General features: G+C 53.2%; 19 protein-coding genes. 14 read left to right on the plus strand and 5 right to left on the minus strand.

The features are described 5' to 3' along the window. The first annotated feature begins 76 nt into the window (after window positions 1-76). The 8 genes from hinT to OGX89_RS21530 all read left to right on the plus strand — a co-directional run bounded on the left by hinT (window position 77) and on the right by OGX89_RS21530 (window position 6,929). The gene (gene hinT, locus OGX89_RS21495) at window positions 77-436 is read left to right on the plus strand and encodes a purine nucleoside phosphoramidase (RefSeq protein ID WP_003030826.1); all 360 of its coding nucleotides are present in this window, start codon (window positions 77-79) and stop codon (window positions 434-436) included. Between the two features lie 2 nt (window positions 437-438). Further along, window positions 439-813, plus strand: coding sequence for a YcfL family putative periplasmic lipoprotein (locus OGX89_RS21500; protein WP_079937935.1), 375 nt, complete (start codon window positions 439-441; stop codon window positions 811-813). Between the two features lie 13 nt (window positions 814-826). Continuing rightward, window positions 827-1,468, plus strand: a complete 642-nt coding sequence (gene lpoB, locus OGX89_RS21505) for a penicillin-binding protein activator LpoB (RefSeq protein ID WP_003832255.1) — start codon at window positions 827-829, stop codon at window positions 1,466-1,468. Next, a complete protein-coding gene (gene thiK, locus OGX89_RS21510; RefSeq protein ID WP_063941451.1) occupies window positions 1,449-2,273 on the plus strand; it encodes a thiamine kinase in 825 nt (274 codons plus the stop codon). Before lpoB ends, thiK begins: the two co-directional genes overlap by 20 nt. 10 nt (window positions 2,274-2,283) lie before the next feature. After that, on the plus strand, window positions 2,284-3,309 hold the full coding sequence (gene nagZ, locus OGX89_RS21515; protein ID WP_003832260.1) for a beta-N-acetylhexosaminidase: 1,026 nt from the start codon (window positions 2,284-2,286) through the stop codon (window positions 3,307-3,309). A 21-nt stretch (window positions 3,310-3,330) separates the two neighbouring features. Further along, window positions 3,331-3,873: an alpha/beta hydrolase YcfP gene (gene ycfP, locus OGX89_RS21520; protein WP_003030817.1), complete on the plus strand. Its 543-nt coding sequence runs from the start codon at window positions 3,331-3,333 to the stop codon at window positions 3,871-3,873. Window positions 3,874-4,916: 1,043 nt separating this feature from the next. Further along, window positions 4,917-6,221 carry an NADH-quinone dehydrogenase gene (gene ndh / locus OGX89_RS21525; protein WP_003832263.1) on the plus strand — a complete coding sequence of 435 codons (1,305 nt, stop codon included), beginning with the start codon at window positions 4,917-4,919 and terminating at the stop codon, window positions 6,219-6,221. Window positions 6,222-6,389: 168 nt separating this feature from the next. Then, entirely contained in the window at window positions 6,390-6,929 is a 540-nt protein-coding gene (locus OGX89_RS21530) for a glycine zipper 2TM domain-containing protein (RefSeq protein ID WP_003030814.1), read from the plus strand. 57 nt (window positions 6,930-6,986) lie between these two features. Here the strand turns inward: OGX89_RS21530 and OGX89_RS21535 are convergent, their stop codons facing one another. Both OGX89_RS21535 and comR read right to left on the minus strand, forming a co-directional pair. Further along, a complete protein-coding gene (locus OGX89_RS21535) occupies window positions 6,987-9,167 on the minus strand; it encodes a TonB-dependent siderophore receptor (RefSeq protein ID WP_126956039.1) in 2,181 nt (726 codons plus the stop codon). Between the two features lie 255 nt (window positions 9,168-9,422). Beyond that, a complete protein-coding gene (comR, locus tag OGX89_RS21540; protein WP_003832266.1) occupies window positions 9,423-10,058 on the minus strand; it encodes a TetR family copper-responsive transcriptional repressor ComR in 636 nt (211 codons plus the stop codon). Between the two features lie 243 nt (window positions 10,059-10,301). On the opposite strand from comR, the gene bhsA reads away from it, so the two are divergent. Beyond that, entirely contained in the window at window positions 10,302-10,559 is a 258-nt protein-coding gene (gene bhsA / locus OGX89_RS21545) for a multiple stress resistance protein BhsA (RefSeq protein WP_003030810.1), read from the plus strand. A gap of 86 nt (window positions 10,560-10,645) precedes the next feature. On the opposite strand, the gene ldtC is transcribed toward bhsA, so the two are convergent. From ldtC to OGX89_RS21560, 3 genes are all read right to left on the minus strand, one after another. Next, window positions 10,646-11,611 carry a L,D-transpeptidase LdtC gene (gene ldtC, locus OGX89_RS21550; protein ID WP_126956041.1) on the minus strand — a complete coding sequence of 322 codons (966 nt, stop codon included), beginning with the start codon at window positions 11,609-11,611 and terminating at the stop codon, window positions 10,646-10,648. Window positions 11,612-11,766: 155 nt separating this feature from the next. Further along, window positions 11,767-15,213: a transcription-repair coupling factor gene (mfd, locus tag OGX89_RS21555; protein ID WP_286561095.1), complete on the minus strand. Its 3,447-nt coding sequence runs from the start codon at window positions 15,211-15,213 to the stop codon at window positions 11,767-11,769. 118 nt (window positions 15,214-15,331) lie between these two features. Continuing rightward, the gene (locus OGX89_RS21560) at window positions 15,332-16,396 is read right to left on the minus strand and encodes an acyltransferase family protein (protein WP_126956045.1); all 1,065 of its coding nucleotides are present in this window, start codon (window positions 16,394-16,396) and stop codon (window positions 15,332-15,334) included. A 261-nt stretch (window positions 16,397-16,657) separates the two neighbouring features. Between OGX89_RS21560 and lolC the strand changes: the two genes are divergently transcribed. From lolC to cobB, 5 genes are all read left to right on the plus strand, one after another. Further along, window positions 16,658-17,857, plus strand: coding sequence for a lipoprotein-releasing ABC transporter permease subunit LolC (lolC, locus tag OGX89_RS21565; RefSeq protein ID WP_126956047.1), 1,200 nt, complete (start codon window positions 16,658-16,660; stop codon window positions 17,855-17,857). Next, window positions 17,850-18,551, plus strand: a complete 702-nt coding sequence (gene lolD, locus OGX89_RS21570; protein WP_003832278.1) for a lipoprotein-releasing ABC transporter ATP-binding protein LolD — start codon at window positions 17,850-17,852, stop codon at window positions 18,549-18,551. The genes lolC and lolD overlap by 8 nt, the downstream gene beginning before the upstream one ends. After that, window positions 18,551-19,795, plus strand: a complete 1,245-nt coding sequence (gene lolE / locus OGX89_RS21575; RefSeq protein ID WP_003030804.1) for a lipoprotein-releasing ABC transporter permease subunit LolE — start codon at window positions 18,551-18,553, stop codon at window positions 19,793-19,795. Before lolD ends, lolE begins: the two co-directional genes overlap by 1 nt. Before the next feature lie 89 nt (window positions 19,796-19,884). Further along, complete coding sequence (gene nagK, locus OGX89_RS21580) at window positions 19,885-20,796, plus strand: N-acetylglucosamine kinase (protein WP_126956049.1); 912 nt, start codon at window positions 19,885-19,887, stop codon at window positions 20,794-20,796. Window positions 20,797-20,811: 15 nt separating this feature from the next. Continuing rightward, window positions 20,812-21,633, plus strand: coding sequence for a Sir2 family NAD+-dependent deacetylase (cobB, locus tag OGX89_RS21585; RefSeq protein ID WP_003832281.1), 822 nt, complete (start codon window positions 20,812-20,814; stop codon window positions 21,631-21,633). Window positions 21,634-21,677 lie beyond the last annotated feature (44 nt).

A 21,677-nucleotide genomic window follows, 5' to 3' on the forward strand; every position in this document is an offset into this window, starting at 1 on the left:
TCATACTCTATACTCGCAGAGTTACCCGGCGTAGCATGGCAAAACGCTTGGGCTGTTAATGAAAAAGGAAAACGTCGTGGCAGAAGAAACTATATTCAGCAAAATTATTCGTCGTGAGATTCCGTCAGATATCGTATACCAGGATGAACTGGTCACTGCGTTTCGTGATATTTCCCCTCAGGCACCAACGCATATCCTGATCATTCCTAACATTCTGATCCCAACTGTCAACGATGTGACGGCGGAACATGAACAGGCATTGGGCCGCATGATCACCGTTGCGGCGAAAATTGCTGAGCAGGAAGGCATTGCTGCAGATGGGTACCGCTTAATCATGAACACCAACCGCCACGGGGGGCAGGAGGTGTATCACATTCATATGCACCTGCTGGGTGGACGTGCGCTTGGCCCAATGCTTGCGCATAAAGGTCTGTAAGCATGACCAGAGGATGCATTGCGCTTTCACTGGGTTTGCTGTTGCTGGCGGGTTGTCGAACACATCCTGAAATTCCGGTAAGTGATGAACAGTCGCTGGTGATGGAATCAACGATTCTGGCGGCGGGTATAACAGCAGAACAGCCCACGTTAACCACGTCTGATATTCAGGCCTCGGCATCCTCTCGACTCTATAACGAAAGACAAGAACCCGTTACCGTTCATTATCGGTTTTACTGGTATGACGCCAGAGGGCTGGAAATGCACCCTCTGGAAGCGCCACGCAGTGTGACTGTTCCGGCTCATTCGTCGGTGACGCTGTATGGCAGCGCCAATTATCTGGGGGCGCACAAGGTTAGACTTTATCTTTATTTGTAAGGGGTGAATCTTGATGAACAAAATGAATCGCTACGCACTGATTGCCGCGCTGGCGATGTTTCTCTCTGGCTGTGTGGTGCAACGTGAGCCCGCGCCGGTAGAGGAAGTCAAGCCGGTGCCGGAACAGCCTGCGCAGCCGCAACAGCCGGTTCCGGTTGTGCCAACGGTGCCAACCATACCGCAGCAGCCGGGCCCGATTGAGCACGAGGACCAAACGGCGCAGCCGACGCCACGTCAACGTCATTATGACTGGAATGGGGCGATGCAGCCGATGGTCGGCAAAATGCTGCAGGCCGACGGCGTCAAAGCGGGTGGCGTTCTGCTGGTTGATAGCGTGAATAACCGTACCAACGGCTCGTTGAACGCGGGGGAAGCCACCGAGACCTTGCGTAACGCGCTGGCGAATAACGGTAAGTTTACTCTGGTTTCCGCTCAGCAACTGGCCGTCGCCAAGCAGCAGTTAGGTCTGTCGCCAAACGATAGCCTGGGAACACGCAGTAAAGCGATTGGTATCGCCCGTAACGTTGGTGCGCAGTATGTGCTTTATTCCAGCGCATCTGGCAACGTCAATTCGCCTGCGCTGCAAATGCAATTAATGCTGGTACAAACTGGCGAGATAATCTGGTCAGGTAAAGGTGCCGTTCAGCAACAATAACAGACTCACGCGCGGCGAAGTATTGTCGCGCTATTTCCCGCAGTATCATCCCGTCGCAACCAGCCAAACCGGCCTGAGCGGCGGGAGCTGCATCATTGAACACAGTTCCCACCGACTGGTACTGCGCTGCCATCACGATCCTGACGCGCCGGAATCTCATTTCTTACGCCAATACCATGCGCTAAAACACCTGCCAGAAAGCCTTGCGCCACGTCCTCACTTTTATACGCGTGGGTGGATGGCAGTCGAGTTTTTTCACGGTAAGGTAGAATCCAGATTACCGGACGCCGACGAACTCGCAGGCTTACTGTATCATCTGCACCAGCAACCCCGATTGGGCTGGCGAATTAGCCTGCTTCCGCTACTTGAACAGTACTGGCAGTGTGGCGATCCGGCGCGTCGTACACCATGCTGGCTGCGCGCGCTGAAGCGGCTAAGGAAACGAGGTGAGCCCCGACCTTTGCGCCTGGGGCCGCTGCATATGGATGTTCACGGTGACAACATCGTACGTACAGCCTCAGGGCTGCGGCTGATTGACTGGGAATACGCCGGAGACGGTGATATTGCCCTGGAGCTGGCGGCAGTATGGGTTAGCGATGAATCCCAGCACCAACAGTTGGTTAGCACCTACGCCCAACGAGCGCACATTGAGCCAGACGTTTTGTGGCGACAGGTCAGACAATGGCAACCCTGGATAATGATGCTGAAGGCGGGGTGGTTTGAGTATCGCTGGCGGCAAACCGGCGATCGACAATTTATCAGGCTGGCCGATGAAACCTGGCGGCAGCTAACAATGAAAGGATAAGGAGAGCAGTGTGGGCCCAGTAATGTTGGATGTCGAAGGGTATGAGCTGGACGCTGAAGAGCGTGAGATTCTGGCACATCCGCTGGTAGGTGGGTTGATCCTCTTTACCCGAAATTATCATGACCCGGAACAGCTGCGTGAATTAGTGCGCCAGATCCGGGCTGCGTCACGTAACCATCTGGTGGTGGCGGTAGATCAGGAAGGCGGACGCGTACAGCGTTTTCGTGAAGGCTTTACCCGCCTGCCTGCGGCTCAATCCTTTGCTGCGTTGCACGGTCTGGAAGAGGGCGGCAAACTGGCTCAGGACGCTGGATGGTTGATGGCCAGCGAAATGATCGCGATGGACATTGATATCAGCTTTGCACCGGTACTGGATGTGGGCCATATCAGCGCGGCAATCGGCGAGCGTTCTTACCATGCCGATCCGCTAAAAGCGCTGGCGATGGCGACCCGCTTCATTGACGGGATGCATACTGCTGGCATGAAAACGACCGGTAAACATTTCCCAGGACATGGGGCGGTGACGGCGGATTCACACAAAGAAACCCCAACCGATCCACGCCCAGAAGCCGAGATTCGTGCGAAAGATATGTCCGTGTTCCAGACGTTGATTACGGAAAACAAACTGGATGCCATTATGCCTGCGCACGTCATCTACAGTGATGTAGATCCGCGTCCGGCGAGTGGTTCACCTCACTGGCTGAAAACGGTGCTGCGCCAGGAGCTTGGCTTCGATGGTGTCATTTTCTCAGACGATTTGTCGATGGAAGGGGCGGCGATTATGGGAAGCTATGCGGAGCGTGGACAGGCATCGCTGGATGCAGGTTGCGATATGATCCTGGTCTGCAATAATCGTAAGGGAGCGGTCAGTGTGTTAGATAATCTGTCGCCGATCAATGCAGAACGTGTTACACGTTTGTATCATAAAGGTTCATTTTCACGTCAGGAACTGATGGACTCGGCACGCTGGAAGACGGTAAGCGCTCAACTTAACCAACTTCATGAGCGCTGGCAGGAAGAGAAAGCAGGTCATTAACGCAAGTTTGGCGAGGATGCGATGATTATCTATTTACACGGTTTTGACTCTAACAGCCCGGGCAACCATGAGAAGGTGTTGCAGCTGCAATTCATCGACCCGGATGTCAGGCTGATTAGCTACAGTACGCGGCATCCTAAACATGATATGCAGCATCTGCTGAAAGAAGTGGACAAAATGCTGCAGCTGAATGTGGATGACCGTCCGCTGATTTGTGGTGTGGGGCTCGGGGGATATTGGGCTGAACGGATTGGTTTCCTGTGTGATATTCGTCAGGTAGTGTTTAATCCCAACCTGTTCCCGTATGAGAACATGGAAGGCAAAATCGACAGACCTGAGGAGTATGCAGACATCGCAACAAAATGCGTGACCAATTTCCGTGAGAAGAATCGCGATCGCTGCCTGGTGATCCTGTCACGTCATGATGAAGCGCTTAACAGTCAGCGTTCGTCGGAAGAGCTGCATCATTTTTACGAGATAGTCTGGGACGAAGAGCAGACGCATAAGTTTAAGAATATCTCTCCGCATTTGCAGCGCATCAAAGCGTTCAAGACGTTAGGTTAATTCTTATTGAGCGTTTAAAAAAACAGCCTCCAGGCTAATGCTCGTCAGTTACGAACGTATGGTGAACATGTGATCCCGGCTCAGGGTTCCGTTCACCTCAGCGGTGTCATTTCTCTGAAGCGCAGATACCTGTGAACGTGCAAGGGAGGCTCACCGCCGCCTCCCTTGCAACCCAGGCTCCCGGCGGGAAAATCGTCGCTGCGCGATTATTCGCCCCATCCCTGGGGCTTACCCCTTCGGGGCCAGCGCAAGCGCTGTTCAAAATTGCTCCCGGCAATTTTGTTATTCGTCTTATGCCGTCTGCCTGTCGGGTCGGGGTCGAGCCTGCGTCCATGCAGGCCGTCCCCTCTGTCCGCATCCTTGCGGACAGACCCGGTCAGCCGTCAATGCCTCATCGATTTTCAGCCGGACCGGGGTCATCGCTTCAACGCACTGACTTCCAGTTAAATCTTTTTTGCTGTTTAAACAAAAAACGCAGATGGTCAGGTGTGGGCTGGTCCGGCTGAAAATTGCCGACGTGTTTCCGTAAGGCCGGGAGAGCCAGCATGGATGCTGGCTCAGGGCGCGCTTTGCAAGGACGCTTCCTCGCGCCCGGCCCGGTAGCCTGGAGGAATAAGCGGAGGGTATTGCGCAGCAACAATTTTCCTGCCGGGAGCCGGGATTGTAAAGGGCGTGGCGGAGAACGCCCTTTACACGTTCACAGGAATCGGTGCTTAAGAGAAATGATGAGCATGAGGTGAACGGAACTCTTTCTCCGAGATAGCATGTTTTTTACCTCGGGCAGCACAGCTTGAAGCTTTCTGAAACTGAGGCGCTAACTGACTGGCATTACAGCCATCGGGCTGTTTTTTTGTTCTTAAAGTTCCGGTTGTCTATCTTTTCAGCATCAAAACTTGATACACATCAATTTTGGTATGACCAATGCACCGTTCGTGTTATTCTCACTCTCGAAGAACATTTTCATTACCGTAACTTGTTGTTAATTAAAGGCTATGCTTATAACCTTTAATTAACAATTGGTTAATAAATTTGAGGGGGTCACGTTGACTACACCATTGAAAAGGATCGTGATTGTCGGCGGCGGTGCTGGCGGACTGGAAATGGCGACGCAGCTGGGTAAAAAACTCGGGCGTAAGAAAAAGGCCAAAATCACACTGGTAGACAGAAACCACAGTCACTTGTGGAAACCGTTACTGCATGAAGTGGCGACGGGTTCACTGGACGAAGGTGTGGATGCGCTGAGTTATCTGGCTCATGCCCGTAACCATGGCTTCCAGTTCCAGTTAGGCTCGGTGGTGGATATCGATCGTGAAGCGAAGACCATTACTCTCGCTGAGCTGCGTGATGAGAAGGGTGAGCTGCTGGTTCCTGAGCGTAAAGTGCCGTATGACACGCTGGTGATGGCGTTGGGCAGTACGTCCAACGATTTCAACACCCCTGGCGTGAAAGAAAACTGCATTTTCCTCGATAACCCGCATCAGGCGCGTCGTTTCCACCAGGAGATGCTGAATCTGTTCCTGAAGTATTCCGCGAATCTGGGCGCTAACGGAAAAGTGAATATCGCCATTGTGGGTGGCGGTGCGACGGGGGTTGAACTCTCCGCTGAGCTGCACAATGCGGTAAAACAACTGCACAGCTATGGTTACAAAGGGCTGACCAACGACGCGCTGAACGTTACGCTGGTCGAAGCCGGTGAGCGTATTCTGCCTGCGTTGCCGCCGCGTATTTCCGGTGCTGCGCATAATGAGTTAACCAAACTGGGCGTACGCGTACTGACCCAGACGATGGTAACCAGCGCTGACGAAGGCGGACTGCACACCAAAGATGGCGAATACATTAAAGCCGATCTGATGGTGTGGGCGGCGGGTATCAAAGCGCCAGACTTTATGAAAGACATTGGCGGTCTGGAAACGAACCGTATTAACCAACTGGTGGTTGAGCCAACTCTGCAGAGCACGCGCGATCCTGACGTGTACGCGATTGGCGACTGCGCTTCCTGCGCCCGTCCGGAAGGCGGTTTTGTGCCTCCGCGCGCTCAGGCTGCACACCAGATGGCGACCTGTGCGATGAACAATATTCTGGCACAGATGAACGGCAAGCCGCTGAAAGCGTATCAGTACAAAGATCACGGCTCTCTGGTCTCGCTCTCTAACTTCTCTACCGTGGGTAGCCTGATGGGCAACCTGACTCGTGGTTCGATGATGGTGGAAGGGCGTATTGCGCGCTTTGTATACATCTCACTGTACCGCATGCACCAGATTGCCTTGCACGGCTACTTCAAAACCGGCCTGATGATGCTGGTCGGCAGTATCAACCGGGTGATTCGCCCGCGTCTGAAACTGCATTAATATCGACGTGTGGCGCCGGATGATTTTACGCATCCGGCGTCTTCCTTCAGAGTTCTCCGAATCATCCTGCGTTCGTGCCTCATCCTGCTATTTTCATCCGTAATCTGATTGGCATTCCTTACCTTCTGTTGCAAAGTTGTTGCTAATAGCAAAAAAGGAGGAAGTCCCGTGAATAAATCAATGTTGGCGGGTATAGGGATTGGCGTAGCTGCTGCGCTGGGTGTTGCAGCAGTGGCCAGTCTGAACGTTTTCGAGCGTGGCCCACAGTATGCACAAGTTGTCTCTGCAACACCGATTAAAGAGTCGGTAAAAACACCGCGTCAGGAGTGCCGGAACGTAACGGTCACGCACCGTAAGCCGGTACAAGATGAAAACCGTATTGCGGGTTCCGTATTGGGCGCGGTTGCGGGTGGCGTTATTGGCCATCAGTTTGGTGGCGGACGAGGTAAAGATATTGCCACCGTGGCCGGGGCTTTAGGCGGCGGCTATGCAGGTAACCAGATTCAGGGTTCGATGCAGGAAAACGATACTTACACCACCACGCAGCAGCGTTGTAAAACGGTGTATGACAAATCTGAAAAGATGCTCGGCTACGACGTGACGTACAAAATTGGCGATCAGCAGGGGAAAATCCGTATGGATAAGGACCCCGGCGCGCAAATTCCGTTGGATAACAACGGACAGTTGGTACTGAATAACAAAGCGTAAAATAGCATTATCCTGAACATTAGCCCCCCATTCGCTCAGGCTGGGGGGCTTTTTTTATCAGAAGGTTAAGGCGTAGTTCAGACCAAAGGTGCGGCCCCGACCCTTGTATTCATACAGTGACGGGCTGCCGTAGGTTGGGCTGTACAGCAGTGGCGCACGTTGTCCCCACAGTGTGGTGTACTCTTCATTCAGCAGGTTTTCCACGCTAAAGGTCAGCTTACCCAACGGGAGCTGATAGCTGCCGATAAAGTCCATGGTGTTATAGCCATCGAGCTTGTTACCGCTGGCGTCGGTCAGATCAAATGTTTGCTGGCTCTGTACGCGCAAGGTCCACGGTTCTGGTGCCCAGCCGACCCACGCGGTTGCTTTGGACGGTGAGGCCAGCGTGACATCCCATTTTTGCCATTTACCGTTCTGCTTCACTTCCGATTTAATGACATTGAAGTTGCCGCCCAGACTCCAGTCCGTATCCGCAATGAAATAATCCACTGCACCTTCAAGGCCATAAATGCGGCGATCGTCGGGCTGAACGTTAATGGTCATATCGCTGCGGTTGATAACGATCGATTTATCCGAAGTCGAGTAGTAAGCGGCCAGTTGCGTGCGCAGACTATCGCCGGTGTAGCGCCACCCCAGTTCGTACGAGTTCACTTTAATCCCTTCCAGACGTGAATCCGCCACGTTGACGCTGCGCTGGAGCTGGTAATGATCGCCAACCAGCGAATAGGTACCGTTACCGTAATATTTCCCTGGGTCCGGAAGCTCCACGCCCTGAGAAAAGTTAAACCACGTTTGCTGACGGTCGGTCAGGTGGGCAAGGATACCGGCGTTGAACAGGAAATTATCGTAATCGGTTTTGCCGCCCGGAATGGTATCGGCAGAGTTCGCAAGCCCGGTCGCGATTCCCTGCTGTTGAGCATAGCCAACGAAATCATCAACCCTGTTTTCGGTCCACTGATAGCGCACGCCGCCGCTGAGGGTAAAGATATCGTTAATGTCATAGCTGTTTTGCAGGAAAGGCGCGAAGTTGGTGATGCTGTAACCGGGGTAACGTCCGGTGGTATAAGCTGTACGGTTATCCATACCGCCGGAGGGCAGGGACCAGGCCAGATCGAAGAATTTCTGATTGGAGTCGAAGGTTTCGTGATCGGCATCGACACCCCACGTCAGCTCCCAGTTATCCATCAACTGGCTGTTGAGAGTAATTTTGGCACCAAACTGGTCTGTGTCCTGCTGTGATGCGGAGAAACTGGTGACCTTACCTTTGCTGAGCGTAGGGAAGGGATAGAATTTCAGTGATTCATCACGGTAATAGATTTGGCTGACCAGGTTCTGGCCATAAAAATCCGCATCTGAATATTGCAGGCTAATAAGATGACGTTCGGTGCCGGGAATACGATCGGAATTCAGTCCGCTGCTGGTGTATGCTTTGCCGTTTCCGGTCACGGCGGACATGTTCTCGCCGAGATCCAGCCCGTAATCGTCATCCCCCTGACTCTTATAGTACTGAGTAACCAGTTGCAACTGACGGTTGTCGTCAAGTTCAATTGTCCCGGTGCCCATGATGTCCAGACGATCGGAGTGCTGTAGCCCGGTTTGGGTGTTATCCAGCAGCAGGGCATCGTGATTACCGTCATACCAGCCGCCAAATCGTTGATACGCGACGGACATACGCCCGGAAGCGCGATCGGTTCCGCCACTCACCGCCGCGGCAACACGTTCATCATGATCGTTGCTATTGTTGAAACCGCTTTTGCTCCCCAGTTCGAGTTCTACTTCACGCTCCGGCTGGCCTTTTTTGGTGACAATGTTGATTAATCCGCCGGTGCTGCCACCGCCATAAAGTGAGGTTGCGCCTGAAATGACTTCAATGTGCGCAATATTAAACGGGTCAATGGAGTCAAGTTGACGGCTGTCGGTTCGCGAGGAGTTCAGACGGACGCCGTCAATGAGCACGACAATGGCGCGACCACGCATGTTCATGCCGTAGTTTGTGCGTCCCTGGCTACTAACATCGATTCCTGGGATTAGCTGAGCAAGAACATCCTTGAACTCTTTTCCTCCCTGAACCTGTTGTTCAATCTCGCTTCCTTCAATAACCCAGGTCGTTTGCGCCATTTCTGCCACGGTGCGCTGGCTACGGTTGGCGCTGACGATGAGATTCTCTTCCTCAGCCGCAATGGCCGGAAGGGTTAAAGACAACAGGAGAGGATTGAGCACCCAGAGACGCTTATGCATTTGTATTCCTTTTAAAAAAGAGTCGATCTGTTTTTGTTATGACGGTAAAGAAACCGATGGTTACATTGTGAAACAGGCGTTAAAACAAATGCGAATATTGCTGATAATAATTGTCGTTATCAATACATTTTACAAAAAATGATCGGGTAAGATGATGAAAACAATGAAGAATGTAGGGGTAATGCGTGAAATTCTAACCGGGGGCTTTATCAGCTCCCGGGGTTGTGAGTACTGCGGGGGAATTACGGGAAAGGGTTAAGCTTTGACGAGTTCGGGCCACAGACGCAGCGTTGTGTGTGCGATCTGCATCAGTTTTTCAAACGTTGCACCTTCCCGGGCGCTGATCGACATACCTTGTAAAATACAGTTCAGGTATTCGGCCAGTTTTTGCACGTCGCAATGGGCTGGAATTTCGCCTCGTTGCTGGCGCTGGCGAAGAAACTGGGTAAGCGTCTGTTCCTGCATTGCATGGCGGGATTTCACCGTGTGCGCAATATCGCGGGAAGAGGCCGCCAGCGTCGCAGAAGTGTTAATCATGAAACATCCCGCCGGGGTGTCCTTGCTGGTAAAGCAGGTCGCTATGGCGGTGAAATAGTCTTCTAGTGCGGACTCAAGGCTTTTTTCTTCACAAAACAGTTGGGCTTCGTGTTTCGCCGCAAAGCGGGTGATGTAGCGGTCCAGTACGGCACGGAACAACCCTTCTTTATTGGTGAACTCCGCATACAGCGTGGGCGCTTTTGCGCCGGTGGCTTCCACGAGATCGGCGAGTGATGTCGCTTCATATCCGTGCTGCCAGAAGAGTGTCATGGCCTTATCAAGCGCGGCTTCCCTGTCGAACACTTTTGGTCGGCCACGGCTTTTTTTTGCACAACCTGTCGTTTCAGTTGTCATGGCGCCGATGTACCTTTGTTGGGTTTATTGAATAACCATTATAAAAATATTCGACTGCACACTCCAGCGGATTCACGATAAAAATAATTTATAGCTATTAGCATGAAAAATAAGACCTTTATATTTTATATAACGATCATTATAAAAAAATGTTGACGTGTGACCTGGATCACATCTATCATTTACCTATCGATCGTTAAGTTAATATTTTCGACACCCATTCATCTGCTAAAGGTCACTATCATGAAAAACGTAAAAACACTGTTTGTCGCTGCTGTTCTTAGCTCACTGTCATTTGCAAGTTTTGCCGCTGTTGAAGTTCAGTCCACTCCTGCGGGTCAAGAGAAAGTCGGTACTATTTCTGCGAATGCGGGGACTAACTTAGGTTCTCTGGAAGATCAACTGGCGCAGAAAGCCGATGAGATGGGTGCTAAGTCTTTCCGTATTACTTCCGTTACCGGTCCTAACACTCTTCACGGAACTGCTGTTATCTACAAATAAGATTTAACCCATCGCAATGCCACTGCGAGTTAAATAAAAAAACCCCGCGGAATAAAATCCAGCGGGGGTTTTTTTATACGCTACGATTACAGCGGTTGTTGAGCAACGTCATGATGACGGGTCACATCGACCGGCATGCCTGAGCGAATCTCCATCGCATGATCCATGACGGCGGTATCTGTTTGCGCCGCATTTTTAAATGTCTGCATGGACGCGTTCAGCACGATCGGCAGCAGTTGCGGATCGTCATTGATTTTTTCGGACAGCGGTTGGTGTACTTCCACCAGGCGCACGCCATTAGGCTCTACGGATGCTTTAATCGGCGTATTGATAATATTGACCTTAGTTCCGGGCGTTACCTGACGGAACAGGGTTTCGATATCACCGTCGCGCAGACGAATACAGCCGGAACTGACACGCATTCCGATGCCAAAATCAGCATTTGTACCGTGCAACAGGTACACGCCGCCGTATGCCGCTAAGCGAATCGCATGATGGCCCATCGGGTTATCCGGACCGGCAGGCACAACGGCAGGCAGGTCAATCCCGTTTGCTTTGTATCGCGCGCGGATATTTGCCGTTGGCGTCCAGGTGGGATTGGCGCGTTTATCAGAGATGGTGGTTACCATCGTAGGCGTCAGCGTGTCACCACCTAACTGGCCAATACCAATAGGATACACGGTCACCGAATTGGTCCCCGGCTGGTAATAATAAAGACGCAGTTCGGCGAGGTTGATAACAATACCTTCGCGCGGGGCGTCAGGTAGCAGAGTTTGTAACGGGATCGTCAAAACGCTGCCCGGACGTGGTACGTAAGGGTCAACGCCAGGGTTGGCCTGCAGTAGCGCGAGAAAGCCGACATTGTACTTTTTCGCAATCGCCTCCAGAGAACCGCCATTGTCTTCAACAACATGAACGGCATTCTGACCCACCATACGGCTTCCCGGTGGCGGCAGCGGCCAGGTGTTTGCCTGAACCGGAAGTGCTAACGCGAATGTCGCTGCAAGCGTAAAAAACGCGAGCCAGCGAGAGAGTCGTTTATTGTTTAACATCACCATAAATCCATTGTTTTTACGTGGTTTTTATTGTGTAAAAGTAAACGAGAATTATGGCTGTTTGCTGTGTCGGGAAGTGCAGGGAAGTGCAAAGAGTTTGTAAATTCATCAGGCCGGGTGAGTGGTGTGCTCACCCGGCCTGTTCGCTATGCTTATGCTACGGCGTTTTCTTCAAGCTGACGCATAAACTGGCGGACCCAGTCGATCCGCGTTTTACGCTCGCTCAACTCCTGCATGAATTTCAGCCGGGTTGGACCGTCCAGACGGAAGTGCTGCGGCTGCTTTTGCAGTAAACCAATCAGCCAGACCGGGTTGACGTGGTTTTTCTCGGCAAATTCAATGGTACCGCCTTTTTCATTGCCTTCGAGCTTTCTGATCCCCAGTTTCTGCGCCTGCTGGCGTAAACGGGCGATATCCAGCAGCGTACGAGCCGGGTCGGGCAGCAAGCCAAAACGGTCTATCAGCTCAACCTTAATTTTTTCCAGTTCGTTTTCGCCTTTCGCACTGGCAATGCGCTTGTAGAACGACAGTCGGGTGTTTACATCCGGGATATAGTCATCCGGCAGCAGAGACGGCATGCGCAGTTCAACTTCGGTTTGCTGGCTGGTGAGATCTTCCAGTGACGGCTCACGCCCTTCTTTGAGCGCATCGACCGCGTTTTCCAGCAGTTCCATATACAGTGAGAAGCCGATGCTTTCCATGGAACCACTCTGATCTTCACCCAGTAATTCCCCGGCGCCGCGAATTTCGAGGTCGTGGGTCGCCAGCGCAAAACCTGCGCCCAAATCTTCCAGCGAGGCGATGGCTTCCAGACGTTTTTGCGCGTCGGTGGTCATTGCTTTCGGATGCGGCGTCAGCAGCCAGGCGTAAGCCTGGTGGTGAGAACGTCCCACACGACCGCGCAGCTGGTGTAATTGCGCTAAACCGAAGTGATCCGCTCGTTCGATGATGATGGTGTTAGCGGTGGGGATGTCGATCCCGGTTTCGATAATGGTGGTACACACCAGCACGTTAAAACGCTGATGGTGGAAATCGTTCATCACGCGTTCCAGTTCGCGCTCGCGCATTTGTCCGTGACCGATACCAATACGCGCTTCCGGCACCAGTTCAGCCAGCCTGTCAGCGGTTTTCTGGATGTTTTCGACGTCGTTAAACAGATAATAAACTTGTCCCCCGCGCAGAACTTCACGCAGGATCGCCTCGCGTACCACCAGATTGTCGTATTCGCGCACGAAGGTTTTGACCGCCAGACGACGAGCGGGTGGTGTGGCGATAATCGACAGATCGCGCATGCCGCTCATTGCCATATTGAGCGTACGTGGAATTGGCGTTGCCGTCAGGGTCAGAATATCGACATCTGCGCGCATCGCCTTGATGCGTTCTTTGTGGCGAACGCCGAAACGGTGCTCTTCATCGACAATCAGCAGACCCAGATCTTTTAACTTCACATCCGCTTGCAGCAGTTTGTGCGTGCCGATGAGAATATCAATTTTTCCCTCGGCAACTTGCTCCAGAATCTGCGCTTGCTCTTTGGCGCTACGGAAACGGGACAACATCTCAATGCGTACCGGCCAGTTGGCAAAGCGGTCGCGGAAGTTGTCGAAGTGCTGCTGTGCGAGCAGAGTGGTCGGCACCAGCACGGCAACCTGCTTGTGGTTCTCTACGGCGAGAAAGGCCGCGCGCATCGCGACTTCGGTTTTACCAAAGCCGACGTCGCCGCACACCAGACGGTCCATGGCCAGCGGTTGACACATATCGCTGAGTACCGCGTTAATCGCCTGCGCCTGGTCAGGCGTGGTTTCAAACGGGAAGCTGTCGCAAAACAGCTGGTACTGTTCACGGTCATGCTTAAAGGCAAAGCCTTCTTTCGCCGCGCGCTGGGCATAAATATCCAGCAGCTCTGCCGCAACATCGCGCACCTTCTCAGCGGCTTTCTGTCGGGCGCGTGACCAGGCATCGCCGCCAAGTTTATGCAGCGGCGCATTCTCTTCCGCGCCACCGGCATAGCGGCTGATCAGATGCAGTGACGACACCGGCACGTACAGTTTGGCGTCGTTGGCATAAGTGAGCATCAGGTATTCACCGGTGATGCCGCCCGCTTCCAGCGTGGTCATACCGGCATAACGACCCACGCCGTGCTCCAGATGCACCACCGGTTGACCGGGATGCAGCTCTGCGAGGTTACGAATTAACGTATCCGGGTTGATGGTGCGACGAGAATCCTGGCGGCGGCGCGCCACGCGTTCCCCAAGCAGATCGCTTTCACAAATCAGCGCCAGATTGCGTTTGCTATCGATGAAGCCGTGCTCAGCTGCGCCAATCATCAGATAACGACCGTTATCTACGGCTTCATCGAGTCGCAATATCCGCTTCGGCGCCACTTTGATACGGGCGAGCAGTTCGCCAAGCGCTTCACGGCGGCCTTCACTTTCCACCGAGAAAATCACCGGACCGGTGAAGCCTTCAAGGAATTTACGTAACGCATCTAACGGCGCTTTTTGCTGCGCCTGAACGGCAATATCCGGCAGCTTCTGGAACCCGAGGTTGGTATTTGCTGCTTTGTTCGCCAGACTCTCGGTTTTCAGTTGAACGCGCGGCCAGCGTTTAAGTTCAGAAAACAGCTCATCAACCCGCAGCCACAGCGATTCCGGCGGCAGAAGCGGGCGCATCGGATCAACACCGCGATTTTCAAAGCGTGACAGGGTATCGGCCTGGAAGCGTTCTGCGCTGGTCTCGATATCACCGGTATTCACCAATAATGTATTGGAGGGGAAGTAGCTGAACAGCGGCGGCAGCGGCTCGCAGAAAAACAGCGGTTGCCAGTATTCAATACCCGCAGGTAACGTGCCTTTGCTAACCTGCTGGTAAATATGTTCGGCGTCGCGTTTCACCTCAAAGGTATCGCGCCACTGGCTACGGAATAGCTCGATGGCCGTTTTGTCAGTCGGGAATTCGTGCGCGGGAAGCAAATTAATGGCATCGACTTCTTCCAGCGTGCGCTGGGTGTCGGTATCAAACAGACGCAGGCTGTCGATTTCGTCATCAAAGAAATCCAGACGATAAGGCAACTCGCTGCCCATCGGGAACAAATCCAACAACGCGCCGCGGGTGGCGTATTCGCCGTGTTCCATGACCTGATCAACATGGCGATAGCCCGCACTGTCCAGCTGTTCACGCAGAGCGTCACGTGAAAGTCGCTGGCCCTTTTTCATGACCAGCGCATGGCCGTGCAGATAGCTGTGCGGACAAACGCGCTGCATCAGTGTATTTACCGGAACGATCAGCACGCCGCGCTGCATGGCAGGCAGTTGATACAGCGTGGAGAGCCGCGAGGAGATAATCTCCTGATGGGGAGAAAAGCTGTCGTAGGGTAGCGTTTCCCAGTCGGCCAGGTTCATCACCATCTGGTCGGTAAACTGACGAATTTCATCATGCAGACGCAGCGCATTTTGCATGTCCGGCGCGATCAGGACCACTGGACCCGCGTGATGTTCGGCGATTTCGGCGACCAGCGTTGCGCAGGCTGCACCGGTAAGCTCACCTAACTGGCGCTGATCGCCAGCTTTCGCCGGGAGCGTATAACGATGTTGTTCAGGCATTCGGTTGTCAGGATCTCGTTTAGATATACATCTGATAAGCAATGTTCTTTATTATCCGTGATCGTTTCTCATAAGCAAATTGATTCGCCCCCTGATGGGGGCAAAAAGCGCGTAGGGGTTAGCGCGAGACAGCCGATAAAGAAGGCGGGGAAAAGAGCAGGTCAGCCACTGTTTTTTGTGAAATATTACGTACCAACAGGCCAAACAAGGTGCACAGCAGCAGGCAGGCGAACGGATACACCAGCAGCAGGGCCAGCTCCGCATAGGCAGGCCAGGCGGTATAATTGATTTTAGGGATTAGCGTTAAGCTGAACAGCTCAACCAAAATACGGTGGGTGGTGTAGATGGCAATGGTATTGGCACCAATCACGCTTAACGGGCCGGACTCACGCATACCAAAGCGCAGCTCAAATTGATAAAACAGCTTCATGATCAGCACAATGGAAAGCAGAGAAAGTAATAGTGAGACATTTGCCAGCCACGCGACGACGGCGGCGATTGCGCTAACCAGAACAATGACCGCATGGCGGCGCAGAGGCACCTCCTTGATCCATACCATCAGCGTTGCGCCAAACCATGCACCGAGGCTGTACCAGGGCAGATTGCGAATCACGCTGTTCATTCCCCACCACGGCGTCGGGACAAAATTGATCGCCACGCTCAGCACCACAAATAACGCCAACAGCGGCGCCGCCCAGCGGCTGAAAATCTTACACAGAACAAAATAGACAATCAGCGCATACAGATACCACAAGCTGGTGCTGGCGGTCAGCATTCCGTGGGTAAAACCTGTGATCGAATCGGCATAAGCGGCGTTGGCGGCATGGCTCAGATCGCGCTGTGGGGCCAACCAGTTATTGAGCGCAACTAACGCCAGCCATTGCACCACACCCCAAAGTACCAGCACCCAGGCAATGCTCCAGATCCGTTTTTCCACGCAGGTTGTCCACGGGACGCTATCAATGTAGCGACGGATCAGATATCCCGAAATAAAGAAAAACACCGGCATGCGAAATGGCGCCAGGTACAAATTGAGGTAAATCCAGCATTTGCTCAGCAGCTCTGAAAGCGGATGCTGAAAAGTAGTAAGGTGCGGGTAAAATGTGATTACCGAGTGGTAAATCACCACCAGACAAATACATAACCCTTTGATTTGATTAATCCATAGTTCTTTTTTCTTCATCGAGACGGCGTATCCATATTGTTGGCTATAGCCTGCCATCCTGCGCAACCCACTGTGCGCTGTAATGCGTAACTGTCTGCATTTTGTTTTTTTAAGATAAAGATCAGGGACCCGGGCTGAAGGGAAGAGGGACAACTTTAGCGAATTGATTTATTTATACTTTTAGGAATAGTGCTGACGAACACTTACGGTTCAGTCATTTACCCATTCCGCTTTCGCTTATATACTCGTGACTTTGCTAACAGCAACCAGACGGATTTCATGTACCAACCTGTCGCTCTATTCATCGGCCTGCGTTATATGCGTGGGCGTGCAGCAGATCGCTTCGGTCGCTTCGTTTCCTGGCTCTCCACCATAGGCATTACTCTCGGGGTAATGGCGCTGGTCACGGTGTTGTCGGTGATGAACGGTTTCGAGCGCGAGCTGCAAAACAATATTCTTGGCCTGATGCCTCAGGCCGTACTCTCATCTGAACAGGGTTCCCTCAACCCGCAACAACTGCCGGAAAAAGCGGTGGTGTTGAACGGCGTCAACCGCGTTGCACCCATAACTACGGGAGATGTGGTGCTGCAAAGCGCGCGTAGCGTGGCGGTCGGCGTGATGCTCGGTATCAATCCGGCACAAAAAGATCCGTTAACGCCGTATCTGGTCAATGTGAAGCAAACAGATCTGCAACCGGGTAAGTATAATGTCATCCTCGGCGAGCAGCTTGCCGGGCAGTTGGGCGTGAACCGTGGCGATCAAATCCGTGTGATGGTGCCCTCGGCCAGCCAGTTTACGCCGATGGGGCGTTTGCCGAGCCAGCGTTTGTTTACGGTGATTGGCACTTTCGCCGCCAACAGCGAAGTCGATGGCTACCAGATGCTGACCAACATTCAGGATGCCTCGCGTCTGATGCGCTATCCGGTGGGTAATATCACTGGCTGGCGTCTGTGGCTGAACGAACCGTTAAAAGTTGACACGCTGAGCCAGCAAACGCTGCCGCAAGGCACCAAATGGCAGGACTGGCGCGAGCGCAAAGGGGAACTGTTCCAGGCCGTGCGCATGGAAAAGAACATGATGGGGCTGCTGCTTAGCCTGATCGTGGCGGTGGCGGCTTTTAATATTATTACCTCGCTGGGTCTGATGGTAATGGAGAAGCAAGGGGAAGTGGCGATTTTACAAACGCAGGGGCTAACGCCGCGGCAGATAATGATGGTGTTTATGGTTCAGGGGGCCAGTGCCGGGGTGATTGGCGCGCTGCTGGGCGCTGTACTGGGTGCATTGCTCGCCAGCCAACTGAACAATCTGATGCCAATTATTGGTGTGCTGCTGGATGGCGCTGCGCTGCCGGTCGCTATCGAGCCGCTGCAGGTTATCGTCATTGCGCTGGTGGCGATGGCCATCGCGCTGCTGTCTACGCTTTATCCTTCCTGGCGCGCTGCCGCCACTCAACCCGCTGAGGCTTTACGTTATGAATAAGATCCTGCTGCAATGCGACAACCTGTGCAAACGCTATCAGGAAGGCACTGTGCAGACCGATGTACTGCACGATGTCAGTTTTTGCGTCGGTGAAGGTGAGATGATGGCGATTGTCGGCAGCTCCGGCTCCGGCAAGAGTACGCTGCTGCATCTGTTAGGTGGGTTGGATACCCCGACTTCCGGCGACGTCATTTTTAGCGGTCAGCCAATGAGCAAGCTCTCGTCGGCGGCGAAAGCGGAACTGCGTAATCAGAAGCTGGGCTTTATTTACCAGTTCCACCATTTGCTGCCGGATTTTACCGCGCTGGAAAACGTAGCGATGCCGCTGCTGATCGGCAAGAAAAAACCGGCTGAAATCACCGAGCGCGCACGGGATATGCTGAAAGCAGTAGGGCTGGATCATCGTGCCAGTCATCGCCCGTCTGAACTGTCTGGCGGCGAACGCCAGCGTGTGGCCATCGCGCGTGCGCTGGTGAATAACCCGCGCCTGGTCCTGGCAGATGAGCCAACAGGTAACCTGGATGCGCGTAACGCGGACAGCATTTTTGAGCTTCTGGGCGAGCTGAACCGCTCTCAGGGCACGGCATTTCTGGTGGTGACGCACGATCTGCAACTGGCGAAGCGGATGAGTCGCCAGCTTGAAATGCGCGATGGTCGCCTGACGGCTGAACTGAGCTTGATGGGAGCTGAGTAATGGCTTCGCCTTTATCGTTATTGATTGGTCTGCGCTTTAGCCGTGGTCGGCGTCGCGGCGGTATGGTTTCTTTGATTTCGGTGATATCTACCGTTGGCATCGCGTTGGGTGTGGCGGTGCTGATCGTCGGTTTAAGTGCCATGAACGGATTTGAGCGTGAGCTGAACAACCGTATTCTGGCCGTAGTCCCACACGGAGAGATTGAAGCCGTAAATCAGCCGTGGAATAACTGGCAGGAAGCGCTCGACAAGGTACAAAAAGTGCCGGGTATTGTCGCCGCGGCGCCTTATATCAACTTTACCGGACTGGTGGAGAGCGGGGCGAACTTACGCGCGGTGCAGGTGAAGGGCGTTGACCCGAAACAGGAACAGCGTTTAAGCGCGCTGCCATCCTTTGTGCAAAACCACGCCTGGGATAATTTTAAAGCCGGTGAACAACAAATCATCATTGGTAAGGGTATTGCCGATGCGCTGAAGGTGAAGCAGGGCGACTGGGTGTCGATTATGATCCCTAACGCCAGTGCGGATCATAAGCTACAGCAGCCTAAACGCGTGCGTTTGCACGTGACGGGGATCCTGCAACTGAGCGGTCAGCTCGATCACAGCTTTGCCATGATCCCAATGGAAGATGCGCAGCAATATCTCGATATGGGAACCAGCGTTTCCGGGATCGCGCTGAAGGTTAACGACGTGTTTAACGCCAATAAGCTGGTGCGAGACGCGGGTGAAGTCACCAATAACTATGTTTACATCAAGAGCTGGATTGGCACCTACGGCTATATGTACCGCGATATTCAAATGATCCGCGCCATTATGTATCTGGCTATGGTGCTGGTGATTGGCGTGGCCTGTTTTAATATCGTTTCCACGTTAGTGATGGCGGTAAAAGACAAAAGTGGCGATATTGCGGTATTAAGAACACTCGGGGCGAAAGATGGGTTGATCCGTGCCATTTTTGTCTGGTACGGCCTGCTGGCGGGTCTGTTCGGTAGCCTGATAGGCGTCGTCATCGGGGTGGTTGTCTCGTTGCAACTGACGCCGATCATAAACGGGATTGAGGCGCTTATCGGCCATCAGTTCCTGTCCGGCGATATCTATTTCATTGACTTCCTGCCATCGGAATTACACTGGCTGGATGTGATTTACGTGCTGGTGACAGCACTCGTGCTGAGTCTTTTGGCAAGTTGGTATCCGGCGCGTCGCGCCAGCAATATTGATCCTGCGAGAGTACTTAGCGGCCAATAACAACAATAATACACGACAGCATTCATGCTGCATCAAGGCGTAGCCAACGCAGAGGCATCTTGAAGGATGACGTGTATCAAGGAGCGGTGATGTATTACGGATTTGACATCGGCGGGACCAAAATTGCGCTGGGCGTGTTTGATAAGCAACGTCGTCTGCAATGGGAAACTCGCGTTCCTACGCCTCGCGACAGCTACGACGCTTTCCTTGATGCGGTCTGCAATCTGGTGACGGAAGCGGATCAGCGGTTTGGCATCAAAGGTTCGGTAGGCATCGGCATTCCGGGCATGCCGGAAACCGAAGACGGCACGCTGTACGCGGCCAACGTTCCTGCCGCCAGTGGCAAACCGCTCCGCGCCGATCTCAGCGCTCGCCTTGACCGCGATGTGCGTCTGGATAACGATGCGAACTGTTTTGCTCTCTCCGAAGCCTGGGATGACGAGTTCACCCAGTATCCGCTGGTGATGGGGTTGATCCTCGGTACGGGCGTCGGCGGCGGCCTGGTGCTTAACGGGAAATCCATCACCGGACGCAGCTATATCACCGGTGAGTTTGGTCATATTCGTTTGCCGGTCGATGCGCTGACGCTGATGGGCTTTGATTTCCCGCTGCGCCGCTGCGGATGCGGTCAACTGGGATGCATCGAAAGCTATCTTTCCGGCGGTGGATTTGCGTGGTTGTATCAGCATTACTACCATCAACCGCTGGATGCCCGCGAAATTATCGCGCTGTGGGAGCAGGGTGATGAGCACGCGCTGGCCCACGTTGAACGCTATCTGGATTTGCTGGCGGTGTGTCTTGGGAATATCCTGACTATCGTCGATCCTGATTTGGTGGTGATTGGCGGAGGCTTGTCGAATTTTACCGCTATTACGACGCAACTGACGAACCGATTGCCGCGTCATCTGCTGCCGGTTGCCCGGGTACCGCGTATTGAGCAGGCACGGCACGGTGATGCCGGCGGGATGCGCGGGGCTGCTTTCCTACATCTTACCGATTAATACAAAGAGGTTGTTATGCTGTCGCGTCGGGGTCATCGGTTAAGCCGCTTTCGTAAAAATAAACGCCATTTGCGCGATCGCCTGCGTCAACGAATCTTTTTCAGAGACAGAGTGGTGCCTGAATTGATGGAAAAACCAAGAGTGCTGGTACTGACTGGAGCGGGAATCTCCGCTGAGTCAGGAATTCGAACATTCCGCGCGGCGGATGGTCTCTGGGAAGAACATCGGGTAGAGGACGTTGCGACTCCGGAAGGATTTAGTCGAAACCCGGAACTGGTTCAGTCGTTTTATAACGCCCGTCGCCATCAGTTGCAACAGCCGGAAATCCAGCCCAACGCGGCGCATATCGCACTGGCAAAACTCGAAGCCGAGTTGGGCGATCGTTTTTTACTGGTGACGCAGAACATTGATAATCTGCATGAGCGTGCGGGCAGCCAGAACGTTATCCATATGCACGGCGAGTTGCTCAAAGTTCGCTGTTCGCAAAGCGGGCAGATTCTGGAATGGACGGGCGATGTGACCCCGGAAGATAAATGTCATTGCTGCCAGTTTCCGGCACCGCTGCGACCACACGTAGTGTGGTTTGGTGAAATGCCGCTGGGTATGGATGAAATTTATATGGCACTGGCAATGGCAGATGTGTTCATTGCGATTGGCACATCGGGACATGTTTATCCGGCAGCGGGTTTTGTGCATGAGGCGCGGCTGCATGGGGCACATACGGTAGAACTAAATCTCGAACCGAGCCAGGTAGGCAGCGAGTTTGAAGAGAAGTATTACGGTCCGGCAAGCCAGGTAGTGCCTGAGTTTGTTGAGAAGTTATTGAAAGGGCTGTGATTTTTTTTGCCGGATGGCGGCAAATGCCTTATCCGGCCTACGGT

It is taken from the genome of Citrobacter sp. Cpo103, assembly GCF_030332605.1.
In the GTDB taxonomy this organism is placed as follows: domain Bacteria; phylum Pseudomonadota; class Gammaproteobacteria; order Enterobacterales; family Enterobacteriaceae; genus Citrobacter; species Citrobacter portucalensis.